The sequence below is a fragment of the Leifsonia sp. KNZ13-11D genome, from assembly GCF_056754895.1.
Map to the genome: position 1 here is coordinate 624,883 of NZ_JBPGWU010000001.1, position 15,319 is coordinate 640,201.

Annotated in this window: 19 protein-coding genes; 5 read left to right on the forward strand and 14 right to left on the reverse strand. The window is 71.6% G+C overall.

The features are described from left to right. Positions 1-70 precede the first annotated feature (70 nt). From ACR9Y5_RS03150 to ACR9Y5_RS03160, 3 genes are read right to left on the reverse strand one after another with little or no spacing between them, the layout of a single operon-like run. Positions 71-1,123 (reverse strand): alpha/beta fold hydrolase, encoded by a 1,053-nt coding sequence (locus ACR9Y5_RS03150; RefSeq protein ID WP_481296600.1) that lies wholly within the window; start codon positions 1,121-1,123, stop codon positions 71-73. After that, positions 1,120-2,007, reverse strand: coding sequence for an alpha/beta fold hydrolase (locus ACR9Y5_RS03155; protein ID WP_481296601.1), 888 nt, complete (start codon positions 2,005-2,007; stop codon positions 1,120-1,122). The genes ACR9Y5_RS03150 and ACR9Y5_RS03155 overlap by 4 nt, the downstream gene beginning before the upstream one ends. Further along, on the reverse strand, positions 2,004-2,750 hold the full coding sequence (locus ACR9Y5_RS03160; RefSeq protein ID WP_481296602.1) for a 3-hydroxybutyrate dehydrogenase: 747 nt from the start codon (positions 2,748-2,750) through the stop codon (positions 2,004-2,006). Before ACR9Y5_RS03160 ends, ACR9Y5_RS03155 begins: the two co-directional genes overlap by 4 nt. A gap of 204 nt (positions 2,751-2,954) precedes the next feature. On the opposite strand from ACR9Y5_RS03160, the gene ACR9Y5_RS03165 reads away from it, so the two are divergent. Then, complete coding sequence (locus ACR9Y5_RS03165) at positions 2,955-4,799, forward strand: zinc-dependent metalloprotease family protein (protein ID WP_481296603.1); 1,845 nt, start codon at positions 2,955-2,957, stop codon at positions 4,797-4,799. On the opposite strand, the gene ACR9Y5_RS03170 is transcribed toward ACR9Y5_RS03165, so the two are convergent. Both ACR9Y5_RS03170 and ACR9Y5_RS03175 read right to left on the reverse strand, forming a co-directional pair. After that, complete coding sequence (locus ACR9Y5_RS03170) at positions 4,790-5,770, reverse strand: Gfo/Idh/MocA family protein (RefSeq protein ID WP_481296604.1); 981 nt, start codon at positions 5,768-5,770, stop codon at positions 4,790-4,792. The two genes, ACR9Y5_RS03165 and ACR9Y5_RS03170, sit on opposite strands and share 10 nt — an antisense overlap. A gap of 22 nt (positions 5,771-5,792) precedes the next feature. After that, complete coding sequence (locus ACR9Y5_RS03175; protein ID WP_481296605.1) at positions 5,793-7,388, reverse strand: ATP-dependent DNA ligase; 1,596 nt, start codon at positions 7,386-7,388, stop codon at positions 5,793-5,795. Positions 7,389-7,471: 83 nt separating this feature from the next. Here ACR9Y5_RS03175 and ACR9Y5_RS03180 point away from each other — a divergent pair, with 83 nt between their 5' ends. Further along, entirely contained in the window at positions 7,472-7,843 is a 372-nt protein-coding gene (locus ACR9Y5_RS03180) for a cupin domain-containing protein (protein ID WP_481296606.1), read from the forward strand. 8 nt (positions 7,844-7,851) lie between these two features. On the opposite strand, the gene ACR9Y5_RS03185 is transcribed toward ACR9Y5_RS03180, so the two are convergent. After that, positions 7,852-8,202 carry an ArsR/SmtB family transcription factor gene (locus ACR9Y5_RS03185; RefSeq protein ID WP_481296607.1) on the reverse strand — a complete coding sequence of 117 codons (351 nt, stop codon included), beginning with the start codon at positions 8,200-8,202 and terminating at the stop codon, positions 7,852-7,854. A gap of 229 nt (positions 8,203-8,431) precedes the next feature. Here ACR9Y5_RS03185 and ACR9Y5_RS03190 point away from each other — a divergent pair, with 229 nt between their 5' ends. Both ACR9Y5_RS03190 and ACR9Y5_RS03195 read left to right on the forward strand, forming a co-directional pair. Further along, complete coding sequence (locus ACR9Y5_RS03190) at positions 8,432-8,842, forward strand: arsenate reductase ArsC (protein WP_481296608.1); 411 nt, start codon at positions 8,432-8,434, stop codon at positions 8,840-8,842. A 113-nt stretch (positions 8,843-8,955) separates the two neighbouring features. Continuing rightward, a complete protein-coding gene (locus tag ACR9Y5_RS03195; RefSeq protein ID WP_481296609.1) occupies positions 8,956-9,537 on the forward strand; it encodes a ScbR family autoregulator-binding transcription factor in 582 nt (193 codons plus the stop codon). Between the two features lie 138 nt (positions 9,538-9,675). On the opposite strand, the gene ACR9Y5_RS03200 is transcribed toward ACR9Y5_RS03195, so the two are convergent. Together ACR9Y5_RS03200 and ACR9Y5_RS03205 are read right to left on the reverse strand one after the other, a co-directional pair. Next, on the reverse strand, positions 9,676-10,356 hold the full coding sequence (locus ACR9Y5_RS03200) for a DedA family protein (protein ID WP_481296610.1): 681 nt from the start codon (positions 10,354-10,356) through the stop codon (positions 9,676-9,678). A 60-nt stretch (positions 10,357-10,416) separates the two neighbouring features. Beyond that, the gene (locus tag ACR9Y5_RS03205; protein ID WP_481296611.1) at positions 10,417-11,973 is read right to left on the reverse strand and encodes a molybdopterin-dependent oxidoreductase; all 1,557 of its coding nucleotides are present in this window, start codon (positions 11,971-11,973) and stop codon (positions 10,417-10,419) included. 129 nt (positions 11,974-12,102) lie between these two features. Between ACR9Y5_RS03205 and ACR9Y5_RS03210 the strand changes: the two genes are divergently transcribed. Next, on the forward strand, positions 12,103-12,759 hold the full coding sequence (locus ACR9Y5_RS03210) for a fasciclin domain-containing protein (RefSeq protein WP_481296612.1): 657 nt from the start codon (positions 12,103-12,105) through the stop codon (positions 12,757-12,759). Positions 12,760-12,904: 145 nt separating this feature from the next. On the opposite strand, the gene ACR9Y5_RS03215 is transcribed toward ACR9Y5_RS03210, so the two are convergent. From ACR9Y5_RS03215 to ACR9Y5_RS03240, 6 genes are all read right to left on the reverse strand, one after another. Beyond that, a complete protein-coding gene (locus tag ACR9Y5_RS03215; RefSeq protein ID WP_481296613.1) occupies positions 12,905-13,228 on the reverse strand; it encodes a hypothetical protein in 324 nt (107 codons plus the stop codon). Positions 13,229-13,254: 26 nt separating this feature from the next. Beyond that, the gene (locus tag ACR9Y5_RS03220) at positions 13,255-13,653 is read right to left on the reverse strand and encodes a VOC family protein (protein WP_481296614.1); all 399 of its coding nucleotides are present in this window, start codon (positions 13,651-13,653) and stop codon (positions 13,255-13,257) included. Further along, on the reverse strand, positions 13,650-14,177 hold the full coding sequence (locus tag ACR9Y5_RS03225) for a hypothetical protein (protein ID WP_481296615.1): 528 nt from the start codon (positions 14,175-14,177) through the stop codon (positions 13,650-13,652). Before ACR9Y5_RS03225 ends, ACR9Y5_RS03220 begins: the two co-directional genes overlap by 4 nt. Before the next feature lie 164 nt (positions 14,178-14,341). Beyond that, positions 14,342-14,530: a hypothetical protein gene (locus ACR9Y5_RS03230; RefSeq protein ID WP_481296616.1), complete on the reverse strand. Its 189-nt coding sequence runs from the start codon at positions 14,528-14,530 to the stop codon at positions 14,342-14,344. A gap of 99 nt (positions 14,531-14,629) precedes the next feature. Next, on the reverse strand, positions 14,630-14,887 hold the full coding sequence (locus ACR9Y5_RS03235) for a CGNR zinc finger domain-containing protein (protein ID WP_481296617.1): 258 nt from the start codon (positions 14,885-14,887) through the stop codon (positions 14,630-14,632). 121 nt (positions 14,888-15,008) lie between these two features. Beyond that, complete coding sequence (locus ACR9Y5_RS03240; protein ID WP_481296618.1) at positions 15,009-15,272, reverse strand: hypothetical protein; 264 nt, start codon at positions 15,270-15,272, stop codon at positions 15,009-15,011. Positions 15,273-15,319: the final 47 nt, after the last annotated feature.

Sequence of the window (15,319 nt, forward strand, 5' to 3'; positions counted from 1 at the left end):
CCTGCGTGGATGCCCGTACCTCCCGCGAGTGGTGACGATACGTCGCCATTCGATCGGCGGCTGCGACGCCTCACCTGATCCAGGCGAGCAACTCCGCACGGAACTCGTCGGGCTTCTCGATGTGGGCGGAGTGGCCGCAGTCGTCGAGGACGACCTCGCGCGTTGTGCCGCCGGCGTCCGCGTAACGGTCGAGGACCGCGCGCGTCTGCGCCAGCATGGGTTGCGGCGGGGCGACCTCCTCGCCCGGCCAGCCGGGGATGACCCCGGCGGCGCCGAGCTGGTTGAGGTCGAAGAACGACGCGTCGCCGACGATGGCGTCGAGCGCTCCGTGGATCCACAGGATGGGCGGCTTCGCGGGTGCGTCCACGATCCCGGAGGTGTCGAAGTGCGTCGGTGCGATGGTGTTGAGGATGCCGCGTGCGCCGGGCGCGAATCCGGGCCAGTGCTCCGACGCGCCGGCGTCGCCCGGGTAGTTGTCGGGACCGGTCGCCGTGGAGAGCATCGACTCCACCCACAGGTCCTCGTACTCGGACTCGAAGCCGGGGGCGACGTAAGAGGAGCGGTAGACCGCACGCGGTGAGGTGGGAGCATCCTCCGACGTGTCGCCGGCGGCGAGTCTTGCGACGAAGTCGGGGTTCGCGCCGCCCCCGCCGGTGCCGGAGGCGTCCGCGTTGAGGAGGGAGCCGTCGGCCGCGGTCCCGCCGAAGCCGTACGGCGAGACCGGGGAGACCAGGGTCAGGGTGGACACCAGGTCCGGCCGGTCGAGCAGGAGCTGCATGACCACCCCGCCGCCCAGGCTCCAGCCGACGAGATGGGTCGCGCCAACGCCGAGCGCATCCGCCACGGCGGCCACGTCGTCGGAGAAGTCCCGCACGCCCCGGGTCGCATCCACCGGGAGGGTCTCGCTGTCGCCGAAACCGCGCAGGTCGACGGCCAGCGCTCGCACGCCCGGCGGCAGCGCGAGCATGAGCGGCTGCCAGAACAGCGAGGACGACACGTTCCCGTGCACGAACAGCACCGTCTGCAGTGGGTCGCCGTCGGCGGGCCGCTCCAGCACGTTGGCCGCGTAGCGGCCGGTGGCGACACGGTGGGCGGTGATGCCCGGCAGCAGGGTTCCGGTCATGCGTGGGTCTCCTTCGGGTCGAGGACGGGCATGACCTGCCGTAGGCCGCTCTCCGTCATCAGGATGGTGTAGTGGTTCACGTCGTGGGCCTCGTGCGCGCTCAGATTCGGGAGGCGGCCGCACCACTCCTCGACGACCGACGTCTCGTAGAGAGGCGGCCCGTCGAGCAGGCCCCGCGGCGCCCGGACGAAGTCGATCGGCAGCCGCAACCCGGCGAGGGCGTCGGCGTAACCCGCCGAGCCGTCCAGTTCGAGCGCGTTCACCGAGACGGCCGCCGGGTCGACGCTCGAGCGCAGCTCGGGCGCCTCGCCCACGAGGTCGTACGCCACGTAGTCGGCGATCGCCGTGTTCCACCACGGCCCGATGGCGGGATGCGCGCGCCAGAAATCCTCGTAGGCCTGCGCCGACGGGAACCGCATGCGCAGGCGCTCCAGCGCGGGGCCGAGCACGACGGCCGGCAGGTCCTCCGGCGGCACGCCCTCCGGAAGCGGAACGGGAAGCCCGCCGTCGATCAGCACGAGCCGTTCGACACGGTCGGGATGCCGCTGCGCGAGCCGTACCGCGACGAACGCGCCCATCGAGTGGCCCGCCACGGTGGTCCGCTCGATCTCCAGGGCGTCGAGCACCCGGGTCAGATCGTCGGCGTGGTCGTTGAGCGTGAATGGTCCCGGCAGGCCTGCGCTGCGCCCGCGTCCGCGGAGGTCCGGTGCGATGATGCGCCGGTCCGGCAGGGCCGCCGCGGCGAGCATCCAGGCCACGTGGTTCGCGGTGATCCCGTGCACGGCCAGCAGCGACCCTCGGGTGGCGTGCGGGTTGTAGTCGCCGCCGGCGAGGGTTCCCCCGCGCACCGGGACGGCGAGTGGATGCTCGGCTCCGGTCGTCATCGCGCGCTCCACCCGCCGTCCATCGTGTAGCTCGCCCCGGTGACCATGCCGGCCGTGTCGCCGGTGAGCCAGAGCGCCAGGCTGGCGACCTCGGACGGCTCGACCAGCCGCTTGATCGCCTCCTCCGCGAGCAGCACCTTCTCGAGCACCTCGCCCTCCGGGATGCCGTGCACCCGCGCCTGATCGGCGACCTGCTTCTCGACCAGGGGCGTCCGCACATACCCGGGGTTGATGCAGTTCGAGGTGACGCCGTGCGGTGCCCCCTCCAGTGCCGTCGTCTTCGACAGACCTTCGAGCGCGTGCTTCGCCGTGACGTACGCCGACTTGAACGGCGATGCGCGCAGGCCGTGCACGCTCGAGATGTTGACGATCCGGCCGAAGCCCCGGTCGTACATCCCCGGCAGCGCGGCGCGGATGAGGAGGAACGGCGCCTCCACCATGATCCGCAGCATGAGGGCGAACGTCTGCGGCTCGAACTCGGGGATCGGGCGGACGGTCTGGATGCCCGCGTTGTTCACCAGGATGTCGGTGTCGAGCGTCAGCTCGGCGAGCTCCTCCGTCGTGGAGAGGTCGACCTCCCAGGCGTCCCCCCGGAGCCGGGCGGCGACGCGGCGCGCCTCGTCGCCGTTCACGTCGGCGATGGTCACCCGCGCCCCGGCCTCGGCGAACGCCTCGGCGCAGGCCAGCCCGATGCCGCTGGCGCCCCCGGTGACGAGCGCTCTGCGCCCGGTGAGATCCGTCATCGCGACCCTCCTCCCGGCCGCCATCGGCCTCGGCCGCACTCTAATGCGCGCGCCGGGGGAACGGAAGGGACCGGGGGAACGGAGGGGATTCGCGGTGCCGCGTCACGCGGGCCGGGGGCGCACCGTCTCTTCTCATGAGACCCGAGACCAGGCCGGCGCCCCCTCGATCGAGCGCGGTGTGCGGCCGACGTGAGGAGACCCGCTGTGAAGTACGCCCGATCCGCCCTGCTGGGACTGACCGCGCTCTGCGGCGTCGTGGCCTCTCTGCTGCCGGCAGCGGCGTCCGAGGCCGCGCCGGCCGCCGCGTCCCGCGCGGAGGCGCACTGCTCCGTTCCGGTGCTGCCCGAGACGATGCCCGTCTCGGCGGCGACGGCGGATCACCCGGAGGCGCTCGATGCGATCGCCGCGCTGAGCGGCACCACGGTCGCCGAGTTGCGCGAGCAGGTCGCGGACGATCCGACGGCCTGGGTCGGCGAATGCGGCGTGCTGCAGTACCGCGACATCCCGCACCCCGGCGTCGACGAGGACGCGCTCTCGCCGGCGACCCTGTCCGCGCCGGAGGACCCGGTCGTGGCGCTCGCCGACACGTTCGCCCTGGAATCCCTGCCCGGCGCCAAGCGGACGCTGTTCCTCAACGTCCACGGCGAGACGATCACCGGCACCTGGTGGAACGACGCGGACGACACGCCCATCGTCATCCCGCCCTACTCCATGGACGACGACCCTGCGTTCTCCGACGAGGAACTGCTGGAGATCCAGCGCATCTGGTCCCGGGTGTCCGAGCTGTTCGCTCCGTTCGAGCTGAACGTCGTCACCGGGGACCCCGGACGTGACGCGATCGACCGCACCGACGGTGCGGACGACCGCTTCGGCGCATCCATCGACATCACCAGCGGACGCAACGCGATCCAGGATCGGTGCGGCTGCGGCGGTCTGGCGTGGAGCCCGGCCTTCGATATCACCGGCGACCTCCACATGCAGCTCCAGCCCGCGTTCGCCTTCACGGAGGGCGTCGGGACGGGCGCCAAGATCGTGGCGGGCACCGTCGCCCACGAGATCGGCCACCAGCTGGGACTCCAGCACCACGGGCAGGGCGCCGACGAGTACTACACCGGATCGGATCCGTGGGTTCCCGTGATGGGCGAGATCTTCGCGCAGCCGGTCATGCAGTGGGCGAAGGGCGAGTACGCGGACGCGACCAACAGCGCACAGGACGACCTTGCGATCATCGAACGGTCCATCCCGCTCCGGGCCGACGACCACGGCGACGACCCGGAATCCGCGAGCCTTCTGGGTGAGGGACTGACGGTGGGCGGTCTGATCTCCACCCGCGACGATGTGGACGCCTTCCGCATCACGGCAGCGGGCGAGACCACGGTCAGCGCGCTCGTCCCCACCGGATCAGCGCTCGATGTCGAGCTGACCGTTCTCGACGCGTCGGGTCGCGACGTCGCCCGCGTGAACCCGGAGGTGGTCCGGGTCGACTGGGAGCGGGCGGACGGCCTCAGCGCCACCTGGACGGCGAGCCTCCCCGCCGAGGGTGGCACGTACACCGTCCTGGTCGACGGCGTCGGCACCGGCGACCCGATGCTGCCGGGAAAGTACACGGACTACGGCTCGCTCGGCACCTACACGGTGTCGCTGAGCACGCAGCCGGCTGTACCGGCCGGACCGACGGACCCGGCGCCCCCGGTCGACGCGACCGACCCGACCGATCCGACCGACCCGACCGATCCGACCGATCCGACCGATCCGACCGGTCCCACCGATCCCACCGGTCCCACCGATCCCACCGATCCCGCCGACCCGGCGGTCACCACTCCGGCGGAGGGCCTCGAGCCCGGGTCGGGGGCGGACGGGGACCGGGTGCTCAGCGAGACGACCCCGGCGATCGTGCCCGTCGCCGCCGGCACGGCCGCGCTGGCGACGACCGGAACCGTCGTCGCCTGGTGGGCGGGCGGCGCGGCGGCTGCGACCCTGACGATCGGGCTGGCGCTCCTCCTGATCCGGCGCCGACGCGAGGACGGAGCGGCTCGGGCTCAGCCGTAGACGAGCCCGATGCGCTCCCGGACGCTGTCCAGCGTGCCCATGATCTCGACCGATTGGGAGAGCGGCAGCCGCACGTCCTCACCGCCGCCCGCCGCGATGAGGCGCTCGATCGCGCGGGCCTGGTACTGCATCCCGCGCCCGGTGATGCGCGACTCGTAGGTCTCGATGACGTGACCGTCCGGCGCGACGACACGGAACGAGGTCGGTGCGTAGAACGTGGCATCCAGTTCGACACGCGCGTCGGTCCCGACGACCATGGCGCTGTTGTCGCCCACGCCGTCCAGCCCGCTCGTCAGTGCTGCCTGTGCGCCGCTGCCGTAGCCGAGCAGGAGCGACGTCTGGCGGTCGACGCCGGTGGCGGTCGGGGTGGAGAGGGCCAGCACCTCGGACGGAGCGCCCAGCATGTCCCAGGCGAACGAGACGGGGTAGATGCCGAGGTCGAGCAGCGCTCCGCCGCCGAGGGCCGGGTTCAGCATGCGGCCGAGCGGGTCCGGGTTGGTGCGCTGCTGGTGGTGGGCCACCACCGACCGGAGCTCGCCCAGGGTGCCGTCGCTGATGATCTCCTGCAGCCGCTCCATGTGGGGCAGCCACCGCGTCCACATCGCCTCCAGGGCGACCAGGCCCCGCGCGCGGGCGGCGTCGGCGATCTGCTCGGCCTCGGCGCGGTTCATCGTGAACGGCTTCTCCACCAGCACGTGCTTGCCCGCAGCGAGCGCGAGCAGCGCGTTGGGGGCGTGCTGGGGATGCGGCGTCGCCACGTACACGACATCGACGTCGGGGTCGGCGACCAGCTGCTCGTAGCTGCCGTGCGAGCGCGGGATGGCGTGCGCGGCCGCGAACCGCGCCGCGGACTCCGGCGTGCGCGATCCGACCGCCGCGACGGTGTGGCCGTCGAGTTGCAGGTCCCGTGTCATGGCCGCTGCGATGCCGCCGGTGCCGAGGATGCCCCACGCGGGGGAGGAGGTCGTCATGCGGTCATCGTACCGACGCGGCTCACTCCCTCAGCAAACCTCGCAGCGTGCCGATGGTGTCCGCGTCGCCCGGGTCCTTGTCGTCGCGGTAGCGCTTCACGCGCGCGAAGCGCAGCGCGATGCCGCCCGGGTAGCGGCTGGAGCGCTGCACCCCGTCGATGGCGATCTCGACGACCGTCGTCGGGGCCACCCAGACGGTGCCCGCCGTGCGCCGCACCTCGATCTCCTGGAAGTGCTCCGTCTGCCAGGCGAGCAGCTTGTCGGTGAGGCCCTTGAACGTCTTGCCCACCATGACGAAGCCGCCCGGGTCGCCGTACGCGCCCCCGGGGTCGCGAGCGCCGAGGTGGATGTTCGACAGCAGCCCCTGCCGGCGCCCCGAACCCCACTCGACGGCCAGCACGACCAGGTCGTAGGTGTGCACGGGCTTGACCTTCACCCAGCTCGACCCGCGGCGGCCCGCGGCGTAGAGCGAGTCGACCGCCTTCACGACGACGCCCTCCTGGCCCGCGGCCAGCGCTTCGCGCGAGACCCGCTCGGCGACCTCCGGGTCGTCGGTGATCTCGCCCGGGATGCGGTGCTCGCCCGCCACCCGCTCCAGTTCCGCGAGCCGGGTGGACAGCGGTTCGTCGAGGAGGTCGCGGCCGTCGACGTGCAGCACGTCGAAGAACCACGGGCGCAGCGCCGTCTCGCGCACGGCATCCGCGGGGACCTCGGCCGCAGGCTCCCTCGACTCTGGGCTCGCGGCATCGCTCCGCGCCGCCCCTGAGCTCCACCGTGCGAAACGCGACATGGTCTCCTGGAACGGACGCGGCGCCCCCTCCTCGTCGAGCGAGAGCGTCTCGCCGTCGAGGATGACGTCGCGCACCGGCAGCCGGCGCACCACCTCGACCACCTCGGGCAGGCGGTGCGTGATGTCGGCCAGGTTGCGGGTGAAGACGCGCACCTCGTCCCCGTGACGGTGCACCTGGATGCGCGCGCCGTCGAGCTTGTACTCCACGGAGGCCCGGCCCGTCGTCGCGAGCGCATCGGTCGGCGTCGGGGCGGATGCGGCCAGCATGGGGAGCACCGGGCGGCCGACCTCGAGGCCCACCGCATCCAGCTCCCCGGCCGTGCCGGTGAGGGCGAGACGGGCCGTCTCGCCGAGGTCGCCGGACAGCATCGCGGCCCGCCGCACGGCCTCGCCGGTGCGGTCCGACGCGCGGGCGATCGCATCCGTCAGGACGCCCTCCAGGGCGCCGGTGCGCATCTCCCCGAGCAGCACGCGGGCGACGAAGTCCTGCTCGCGGGCGGTCGCCCGCGACGAGAACCCCTGGAGGACGCGGGTGCGCTCGGCGGCCGATCCCGTGCCGGAGAGCGCGGCGAGCCGGTCGAGCAGCGCATCCAGATCGTCGACGGTGAGCGACGGCTCCGCGGCGGGCTCCGCCATCACGCCGTTGAGCCCGCGCCAGCCGACGCCGACCCGGCCCTGCCGCGCTTTGCCCACGAGGAATCCGACCGCCGGGGCGATCTCCTCGGGCGCGAGGCCGCCGAGCAGCGCGGCCAGCGCATCCACCTTGGCCAGCCGGGACCGTGTGGAGGCGACGGCCTCGGCCGTGGTCACGAGCGCATCGAGGAGCACGAGCCCATCCAACCACCGGCCTCCGACGTTCGGGGTCCGGGATGCGGGCGGCCGGTGTCGGGGGACCGCCCTAGGCTGCATCCATGAACCCCGTTCACAACCTCGACGCCGCGTTCGCGCTCATCCCCGAGCCGTGGCAGCCGCACCGGCTCACGAGCGTCAACGACTACGACGTGAAGGTCGCCCGGCTCCGCGGCGAGTTCGTCTGGCACGCGCATCCCGACACCGACGAGCTCTTCCTCGTGCTGTCCGGGCGCCTCACGATCCAGCTGCGGGATGGTGACGTGGAGCTCGGTCCGCACGACGTGTTCGTCGTTCCGCGCGGGGTGGAGCACCGTCCGCGCGTGGACGACGGCGACGCCCTGGTGATGATGGTCGAGCCGGTGGGCACCGTCAACACCGGGGACAACCCGGGGGAGCGCACGGCCGGACTGCGCGAGCTCCCGGCGACCTGACTCCGCCCTCACACGGTGGCGAGGAACCCGGAGATCACATCGAGTGAGCCCGGGACGATGCGGTAGTAGGCCCAGGTGCCGCGCTTGCTGCGGGAGAGGAATCCCGCTTCCGTGAGCACCTTGAGGTGGTGCGAGACGGTCGGCTGGGAGAGGGCGAGCGGCTCGGTGAGGTCGCAGACGCACGCCTCGCCGTCGGCGTGCGCGGCGACCATCGAGAGGAGCCGGAGGCGGGCGGGATCGGCGAGCGCCTTCATTGCCCGGGCGACCGAGCCGGCGTTCTCCTCGCTGATGACCTCCCGGGTGATGGGCGCGCAGCACGCCTGCAGGTCGCGGAGGGGGAGCAGCTCGGTGATGGCCATGAGGAGATTCTCGTCGCTATATTGACAGCCGTCAATGTATTCGTTCATCCTGTGTTCATCGACAAACGTCGATGAAGGAGGTAGAAACGATATGGATTGCTGTGAGACCGGCGTGTGCCAGCCGCTTCCCGACGGGTCCTGCCCGCCCGACTGCTGCTGACCCACGGGGCCGCCGCTCACCGCGGGCGGCGGCCCCACCCGCCACCCCGACCGCCGACAGGAAGACCCGATGACCGCATCCACCCGACCCACCGTCCTGTTCGTCTGCGTGCACAACGCGGGCCGGAGCCAGATGGCCGCCGGCTACCTGCGCGAGCTCGGCGGCGACCGCGTCGAGGTGCTCTCCGCAGGCTCCGAGCCGGGCGACGCGATCAACCCGGTCGCCGTGCAGGCGATGGCCGAGGAGGGCATCGACATCGCCGGGTACACACCCGCCATCCTCACCACGGACGCGGTGCGCGAATCCGACGTCGTCATCACGATGGGCTGTGGGGACGCCTGCCCGATCTTCCCCGGCAAGCGCTACGAAGACTGGGAGCTCACCGACCCGGCCGGGCGCCCGATCGACGAGGTGCGCCCGATCCGCGACGAGATCAAGGCGCGGGTGTCGGCGTTGCTGGAGGAGCTCCTCCCGGCGTGAGCCGGGCGCATGTTCGCGATTCCCTCTCATCGCTGTCCGCTTTCCATCGGACCACCGGATCGCCGCGCTATCGTCGTCTCGTCCACATCCCTTCTGCAGACGGGCGACGCGTAATGCCGAGACAGGAACGCGCCGAGCGCACGCGGGTCGCCATCCTCGACGCCGCAGCCGCCGAGTTCGACGAGCACGGCTACCAGGGTGCGCGACTGGAGCGGATCGTGGTGCGCACCGGTTCCACCAAGGGCGCCGTCTACTTCCACTTCAAATCGAAGCTCGACATCGCCCGTGCGCTGGTCGACGACAAGTACGGGAACTGGCCCGTCATCATCGGAGAGGTCGCCGAGTCGGGGCTCCGCGGGCTCGCGGCCGCCGAGGAGCTGACGCAGCGCGTGGCGGCGGTGTTCGTGCAGGAAGTGCGGGTGCGGGCGGCGATGAAGCTCTCGCAGACGATGTTCCCTCCGACGCTCGAGCGGAACCCGTACGAGCGCTGGATCGTGGTCATCGGCGGGCTGCTGCAGCAGGAGGTCGACGACCGTGGCCTCCGCGGAGTGGATGTGCGCGAGCTCGCCACCGTGGCGGTCCACGCCTTCTTCGGCGCCTACATGATCGCCGACGAGCTCGGCACCCTGGATGCGTTGCCCCAGGACGTCACGCGCATGTGGGATGCACTCCGGCCGACCCTCGCGGCTCGCTGAACCGTCGGGAAAACGCTTGTTGCGATCAAACCGGTGAGTCCGTATGTTTAAGCCGGGGAAACGGACGGCGTCCGCGCCGTCATCCGGGGGAGTGCGCCCCGTCTCGTTCTGGAGTCGGGGCGTGCCCCGGCGCCCGGCCTACTCGGCCTGCCTGCGGCCGGCGCGCGAGCGGCGGACGCGCCGGACGACCAGCCAGGCGAGCGTCAGGCCCGCTCCCGCGTAGATCACGACGTCGAGGTACTCGGTGTAGCGCTCCACCAGGTGGTACTGCGTGCCGAGGGCGAAGCCCGCTCCCACCAGCAGGGTGTTCCACAGCAGCGTCCCGGCCAGGGTGAAGAGCGCGAACCGGGCGAACGGCATCCCGGTGGCCCCGGCCGGCAGCGAGATGAGGCTGCGGACGAGCGGCACCAGGCGGCCGAAGAACACGGCGCCACGGCCGTGGCGCCGCAGCCAGTCGGCCGACGTGCGGAAGTCGCTCTCGTCCACGAGCGGCAGCCGGGCCAGGAGCCGCACCGCGCGATCCTCTCCGAGCCTGCGCCCGAGCAGGTAGAGCACGACGGCGCCGGTGAAGCTGCCGAGCGTCGCAGCGACCAGCACCAGCACGACGTTCAGTGAGCCCTGGAACGCGAGGAACCCGGCGAACGGCAGGACGACCTCGCTCGGAATGGGTGGGAACACCACCTCCGCCAGCGCGCAGATGCCGACCCCCGCCTCGCCGAGAGCGGTCATGACGCGGGCGGCGGCGCCCGCGATGCCGCCGAGCTCGCCGGGGTCGGTGGAGGCGGTCGGCAGGGCGAGGGCGAGGGTCGTTCCCGTCATGCCGACGACGCTACCGACGGAGCTTGGGAGCCCGGTGGATGCCGTGCTCGCCAGGCGGCGTCAGCTCACGCGCACGAAGGTCTGCTGCCATCCGGTCGAACCGTTCGGTGCGATCGGCTCGCGCTTCTGCTGCTGCACCCGGCCGGCGCGATCCGTCGCGCGGACCGAGAGCGTGTGACTGCCGCTCGTCGCCTGCCAGTCGAGCGACCACTGCACCCACGTGTCGGCGTTGATCGCCGTCGAGAGGTTCGCCTGCTGCCAGGCGCCGCCGTCGATCTTCACTTCGACGCTCCGGATGCCGACGGTCTGCGCCCAGGCGACACCGGCGATCTTCGTCGGGCCTGCGGCCACCGGCTTGTCGACGCGCGGGGTGTCGATGCGGCTCGACAGCTTGATCGGCGCCTTCGCGCTGTAGCCGCGCGGCGTCCAGTACGCCTGGTCGGCGGCGAACGTCGTCACCTTCAGCTCGGTGAGCCACTTGGTCGCCGAGACGTACCCGTAGAGACCGGGCACCACCATCCGCACCGGGAAGCCGTGCTCCAGCGGCAGCGGCTTGCCGTTCATCGCGACCGCCAGGATCGCGTCGCGGTTGGCATCCATCAGCGCCTGCAGCGGCGTGCCCGCGGTGAACCCGTCCACGCTGCGGGAGAGGACCATGTCGGCGCCCGAGCGGGGACGCGCCATGGCCAGCACGTCGCGCACCCGGACGCCGAGCCACTTGGCCGTGCCGACCAGGTTGCCGCCCACCTCGTTCGAGACGCAGGTCAAGGTCACCGAGTACTCGTCGAGTCCCATGTCCAGCAGGTCCTGGAAGCCGAGCTCGACGCGCTTCTCGACCATCCCGTCGACCGTCAGCTTCCACGTCGCGGGGTCGACGGAGGGCACGGTGAGGGCGGTGTCCACCCGGTAGAAGTCGGCGTTCGGGGTGAAGAGCGGGGAGATGCCCGGCACGTCGAGCTCCGCCCCGGCGGGCACCGTCACGCGCGACCGTGGGGAGGGCAGGCGGACGGCCGCGCGAATGGCGGCGATGGACGAGGTCGCGGCGGAGCCCAGCCGCGAGCCGACCCCGGCGACGACGGCTCCGACCGCAGCGACGCCCGTGAACACGAGGAAGCGGCGGCGGTCGACGCCCGCCTCGGCGGCATCCGCCGCGCGTCCGTCGCGCCAGCGGTGGAGGCGCCGGATGAGGAACGTGAGCAGAAGGGCGCCGGCGACGGCTCCCACGGCCGACGGCAGGGCGGAGATCAGTGTCGCGCCCGTGCGGGTCAGGGTCGCCACCACGGCGGCGATCCCCGCGACCGCGAACAGGGCGGCGCCGAGCCGTCGCCGCCACAGCTCGAGCACACCCGCGACGGCGGCCGCGACGAACACCGCGAGCCCCAGCGAGGCGAGCAGGAACAGCTTGTCGTTCGAGCCGAACAGCTCGATGGCGAACTCCTTCGCCCAGCGCGGCACGATGTCGATCACGAACGAGCCGACGGCCAGGATCGGGCCGGCATCCCGCGCGGTGACCAGGGCGACCAGCTCGGCGACGGCCAGGAACACCCCTCCGCTGACAGCGCCCGCGAGGGCCGCCCAGAGGTTGGTGCCGGCCCTGCTCTTCGTTCGCTGCGTCATCACGACGGTGGTTCGTGACCGGGGGCTGCCGCGGATTGGTCCAATCCGATTCCGCCGCCATCCCGAACCCCTCATGACCGCCGCAGCGGTGGCCTCTCGATCAGCAGCATCCCTTGAAGGAGAACAATCATGCGAACCACTGCCCGTCTCGCAGCGGCCGGCCTGCTCGCCGCCGCCGCTCTGGCCCTGACCGCCTGCTCGTCCGGAGCAGGCTCGGCCACGAACGACAAGAGCAGCGCTCCGATGGAGTCGTCCAGCCCGTCGGCGTCCACCATGGACCCGGCCGCCGACCTCGTCGGCCCCGGCTGCGCCGCGTACGCCGAGCAGGTTCCGTCGGGCTCCGGCTCGGTGGCCGGCATGGCCGAGGACCCGGTGGCCACCGCCGCGAGCAACAACCCGCTGCTGACCACCCTGGTCGCGGCCGTGTCCGGCAAGCTCAACGCGAACGTCAACCTGGTCGACACCCTGAACGGCGGACAGTTCACCGTCTTCGCCCCGGTCGACGACGCGTTCAAGAAGATCGACCCCGCGACCATCGACACGCTCAAGACGGACGCCGGCGCTGCGACGCTGACGTCCATCCTGACCTACCACGTCGTGCCCGGTCAGCTCTCGCCGAACGAGATCGTCGGCACGCACAAGACCGTCGAGGGCGGCGACGTCACCGTGAGCGGCTCGGGCGACTCGCTCAAGGTCGACGACGCGAACGTGATCTGCGGCGGTGTGCACACCGCCAACGCGACCGTCTACCTCATCGACTCGGTGCTGATGCCCCCTGCGAAGTGACCCTCTCGCCCCACCCCGGAGCGGCCGTGCTCACGCACGGCCGCTCCGCTGCGTCCGCCGGCCGTGCCGACGCCCCGCGCTTACCGCCCCCGCCGCCTCCGTCGAGGGCGGGGGTGGGCGAGGCGGGTGGGAGGCCGACGGTCGCTCAGTCGCGCGCCTCCTGCACGTCGTGTGCCTTGAGCGTGCGGTAGGTGGTGACGGGATGCGTCCCGAGCACGATCTTGCCCCGCGAGTGCAGGTTCTGGAGGTCGTCGTAGTCGTACGCGATCTCGTCGAGCGGGTAGAAGCCGGAGATGAGGAGGGTGAACGCGCGCTCATCCGCCAGCTGGGCCAGCCGCGCCAGCTGGGCGCTGCCGTGCGCGACCGTCTCCGGGTCGTCCTGCAGCAGGCGCAGCTCGATGTCGCGGCGGTCGCCGCAGGTGCCGATCACCCGCGCGCCGCGGTGCTTGGCGAGCTGGGTCTTGACCATCGTCGGTCGCTCCTTCTCGTGCGGATCTAGTCGTCCGGCAACCACAGTTCTCCCGGCCGGTACGATCCGAAGCTCCACTCGCGGCCGCCCGGGTCGAGGACGCGCGCCCGCCGGCCTCCCCACCCGGTGTCCCCCGGCGGGAACACCTCGGTGGCGCCCGCCGCGATCGCGCGCGCGTACGCGGCATCCACGTCGGGCGTGACGAGGTAGACGCCCACGCCGGTCGACACTCCGACGAGCGGGGGAGGAGGCTGCGTCGTGTCGGTGCCGAGCATCACGACCGTGTCCTGCCACCGCAGCTCGCAGTGGGCGACCGTGCCATCCGGTGACTGCTGCCGCTGCAGTACGTCGAACCCGACCGCCTCCAGCCATTCGATCGCCGCGCGGGCGTCTCGGTAGCTCAGGTAGACGGCCGACGAGATCATCGGTCGAGCTCTGGCCTCTGCACCTGGGGCGGCCGCGCCCGCAGATCGGTGCGGATGCCGTCGAGCACCGCATGGACGGAGACCCGCTTCGCCTCCGTGTCGACGACGTTCGCGGGGACGGTGACGATCAGCCCGGACTGGTAGAAGGCGCGGATGCGGAAGCCGCCCGCCCAGGAGCTGTCGGACTCGTTGTCCGACTCCGATCCGCCCGACAGCTCGAAGCGCAGCAGGCCGGATCGGCTCTCGACGCGGGTGACGACCTGGGCGCCGGGCGTGCCGTCGTCGATGACCTCGCTCGCCACCACGATGCTGTCGGTGAAGACGCCCACGCGCAACGTGACGGTGGAGAGCCCGGACGCCGCCGCGGCTCCCAGGTAGATGATCCGCTCGTCGCCCACGGCGAGTTCCAGCTGGCGGAGCAGCACCGGGTACCAGTCGGGGCTCGAGCCCAGCAGGTCCACCAGGCCGCGCTCCGCGTGAAGCAGTGCTCGGAGCTGCTCCTGAATCGTCGCGGTGTCCGTCATCGCGTGCCCTCCCTGTGAGCGTGGGCGCGATCGACGCCCTGCTCACAGCGTATCGCTAGCCAGGCTAGAAAAGCGATGCTCTCGTGTTCGGGATGCTGAGAAGAGCGGAAGGGGAGGGGCCGTCTGGCCCATCCCCTTCGGTGCGAACCGCGACGAGATCCGGGTCAGCTGGAGTCGATCGTGGAGGCCGATGACGTCGCCGGGTTCGTGACGGCCTTGCCGCCGAGGCGGTGAGGCGCGGGTTCGATCGCGTCGCGGTGTTGTGGCAGCGTGGTGAGGGCGGCCCCGGCGCCCGCCGAGGAGTGAGCGTGCGGGCCGCTGGGGAGCGGCGATCGCCCGCTTCGCTCACGCATGGCACGCCGCTCCGGCAGCTCGCTCGACCGGGAGTGGGAAGGCGCCGTCGATCCGAGCGACGAGCAGTGTCAGAGCGAACGCGTCAACAAAGACGAACGCTACGAGAGGCGCTCCCGGTGGGCGCGGACGCGCGCCGCGTTCCCACAGCGCGTGGAGGAGTGCCAACGGGCGGTGCCGTTCCGCGACGTGTCGAAGAAGGCGACCTGGCAGCGCGGGTTCGCGCACAGCTTGAGCCGGGACAGCTCTCCTCGCGCCTGCGCCTGGAGCAGTGCGGCCGCTACCCGGGTCTCGACCGCATCCACCGCATCGAGGTCAACAGTCGCCGGCCCAACGGTTCGGCGAGCATGTCGCGCCATCCATTCCGCTTCCAGGTGCGAAATGGAGGGAGTCGACCATCCACACTCCGTGGATTCTCTTCAGCTCGGCGACTTGGGGGGTTGCGTATCCGTACTCCGGCAGCGGTTTCGGGCGCAGCATCTACGTCGTCTCCGAGAATTGAGCCCTCATCACCTGCCCCTTCAGGTTCAGGGAGGTCACGGAGATCGTCGTCCTGAAGCCGGTGAATGTGTCGGAGGACGCGGCCTTGGATGGAAGATTCATGAGTGCGGCCTTCTGCGCTGCGGTCACCATCGTCGGAAAAGGAGTTCCAGGCCGCGAAGCGCCGGGTATGGGCGTGACCACTTGGGCATTCCGATAACCGATGTCCGCAGCGATCACCTCGTGGATTTGCTGTTGCTCCACTGATGGCACAGCACCAGTTGCCACTTCAACGACCCACACGCTACCCG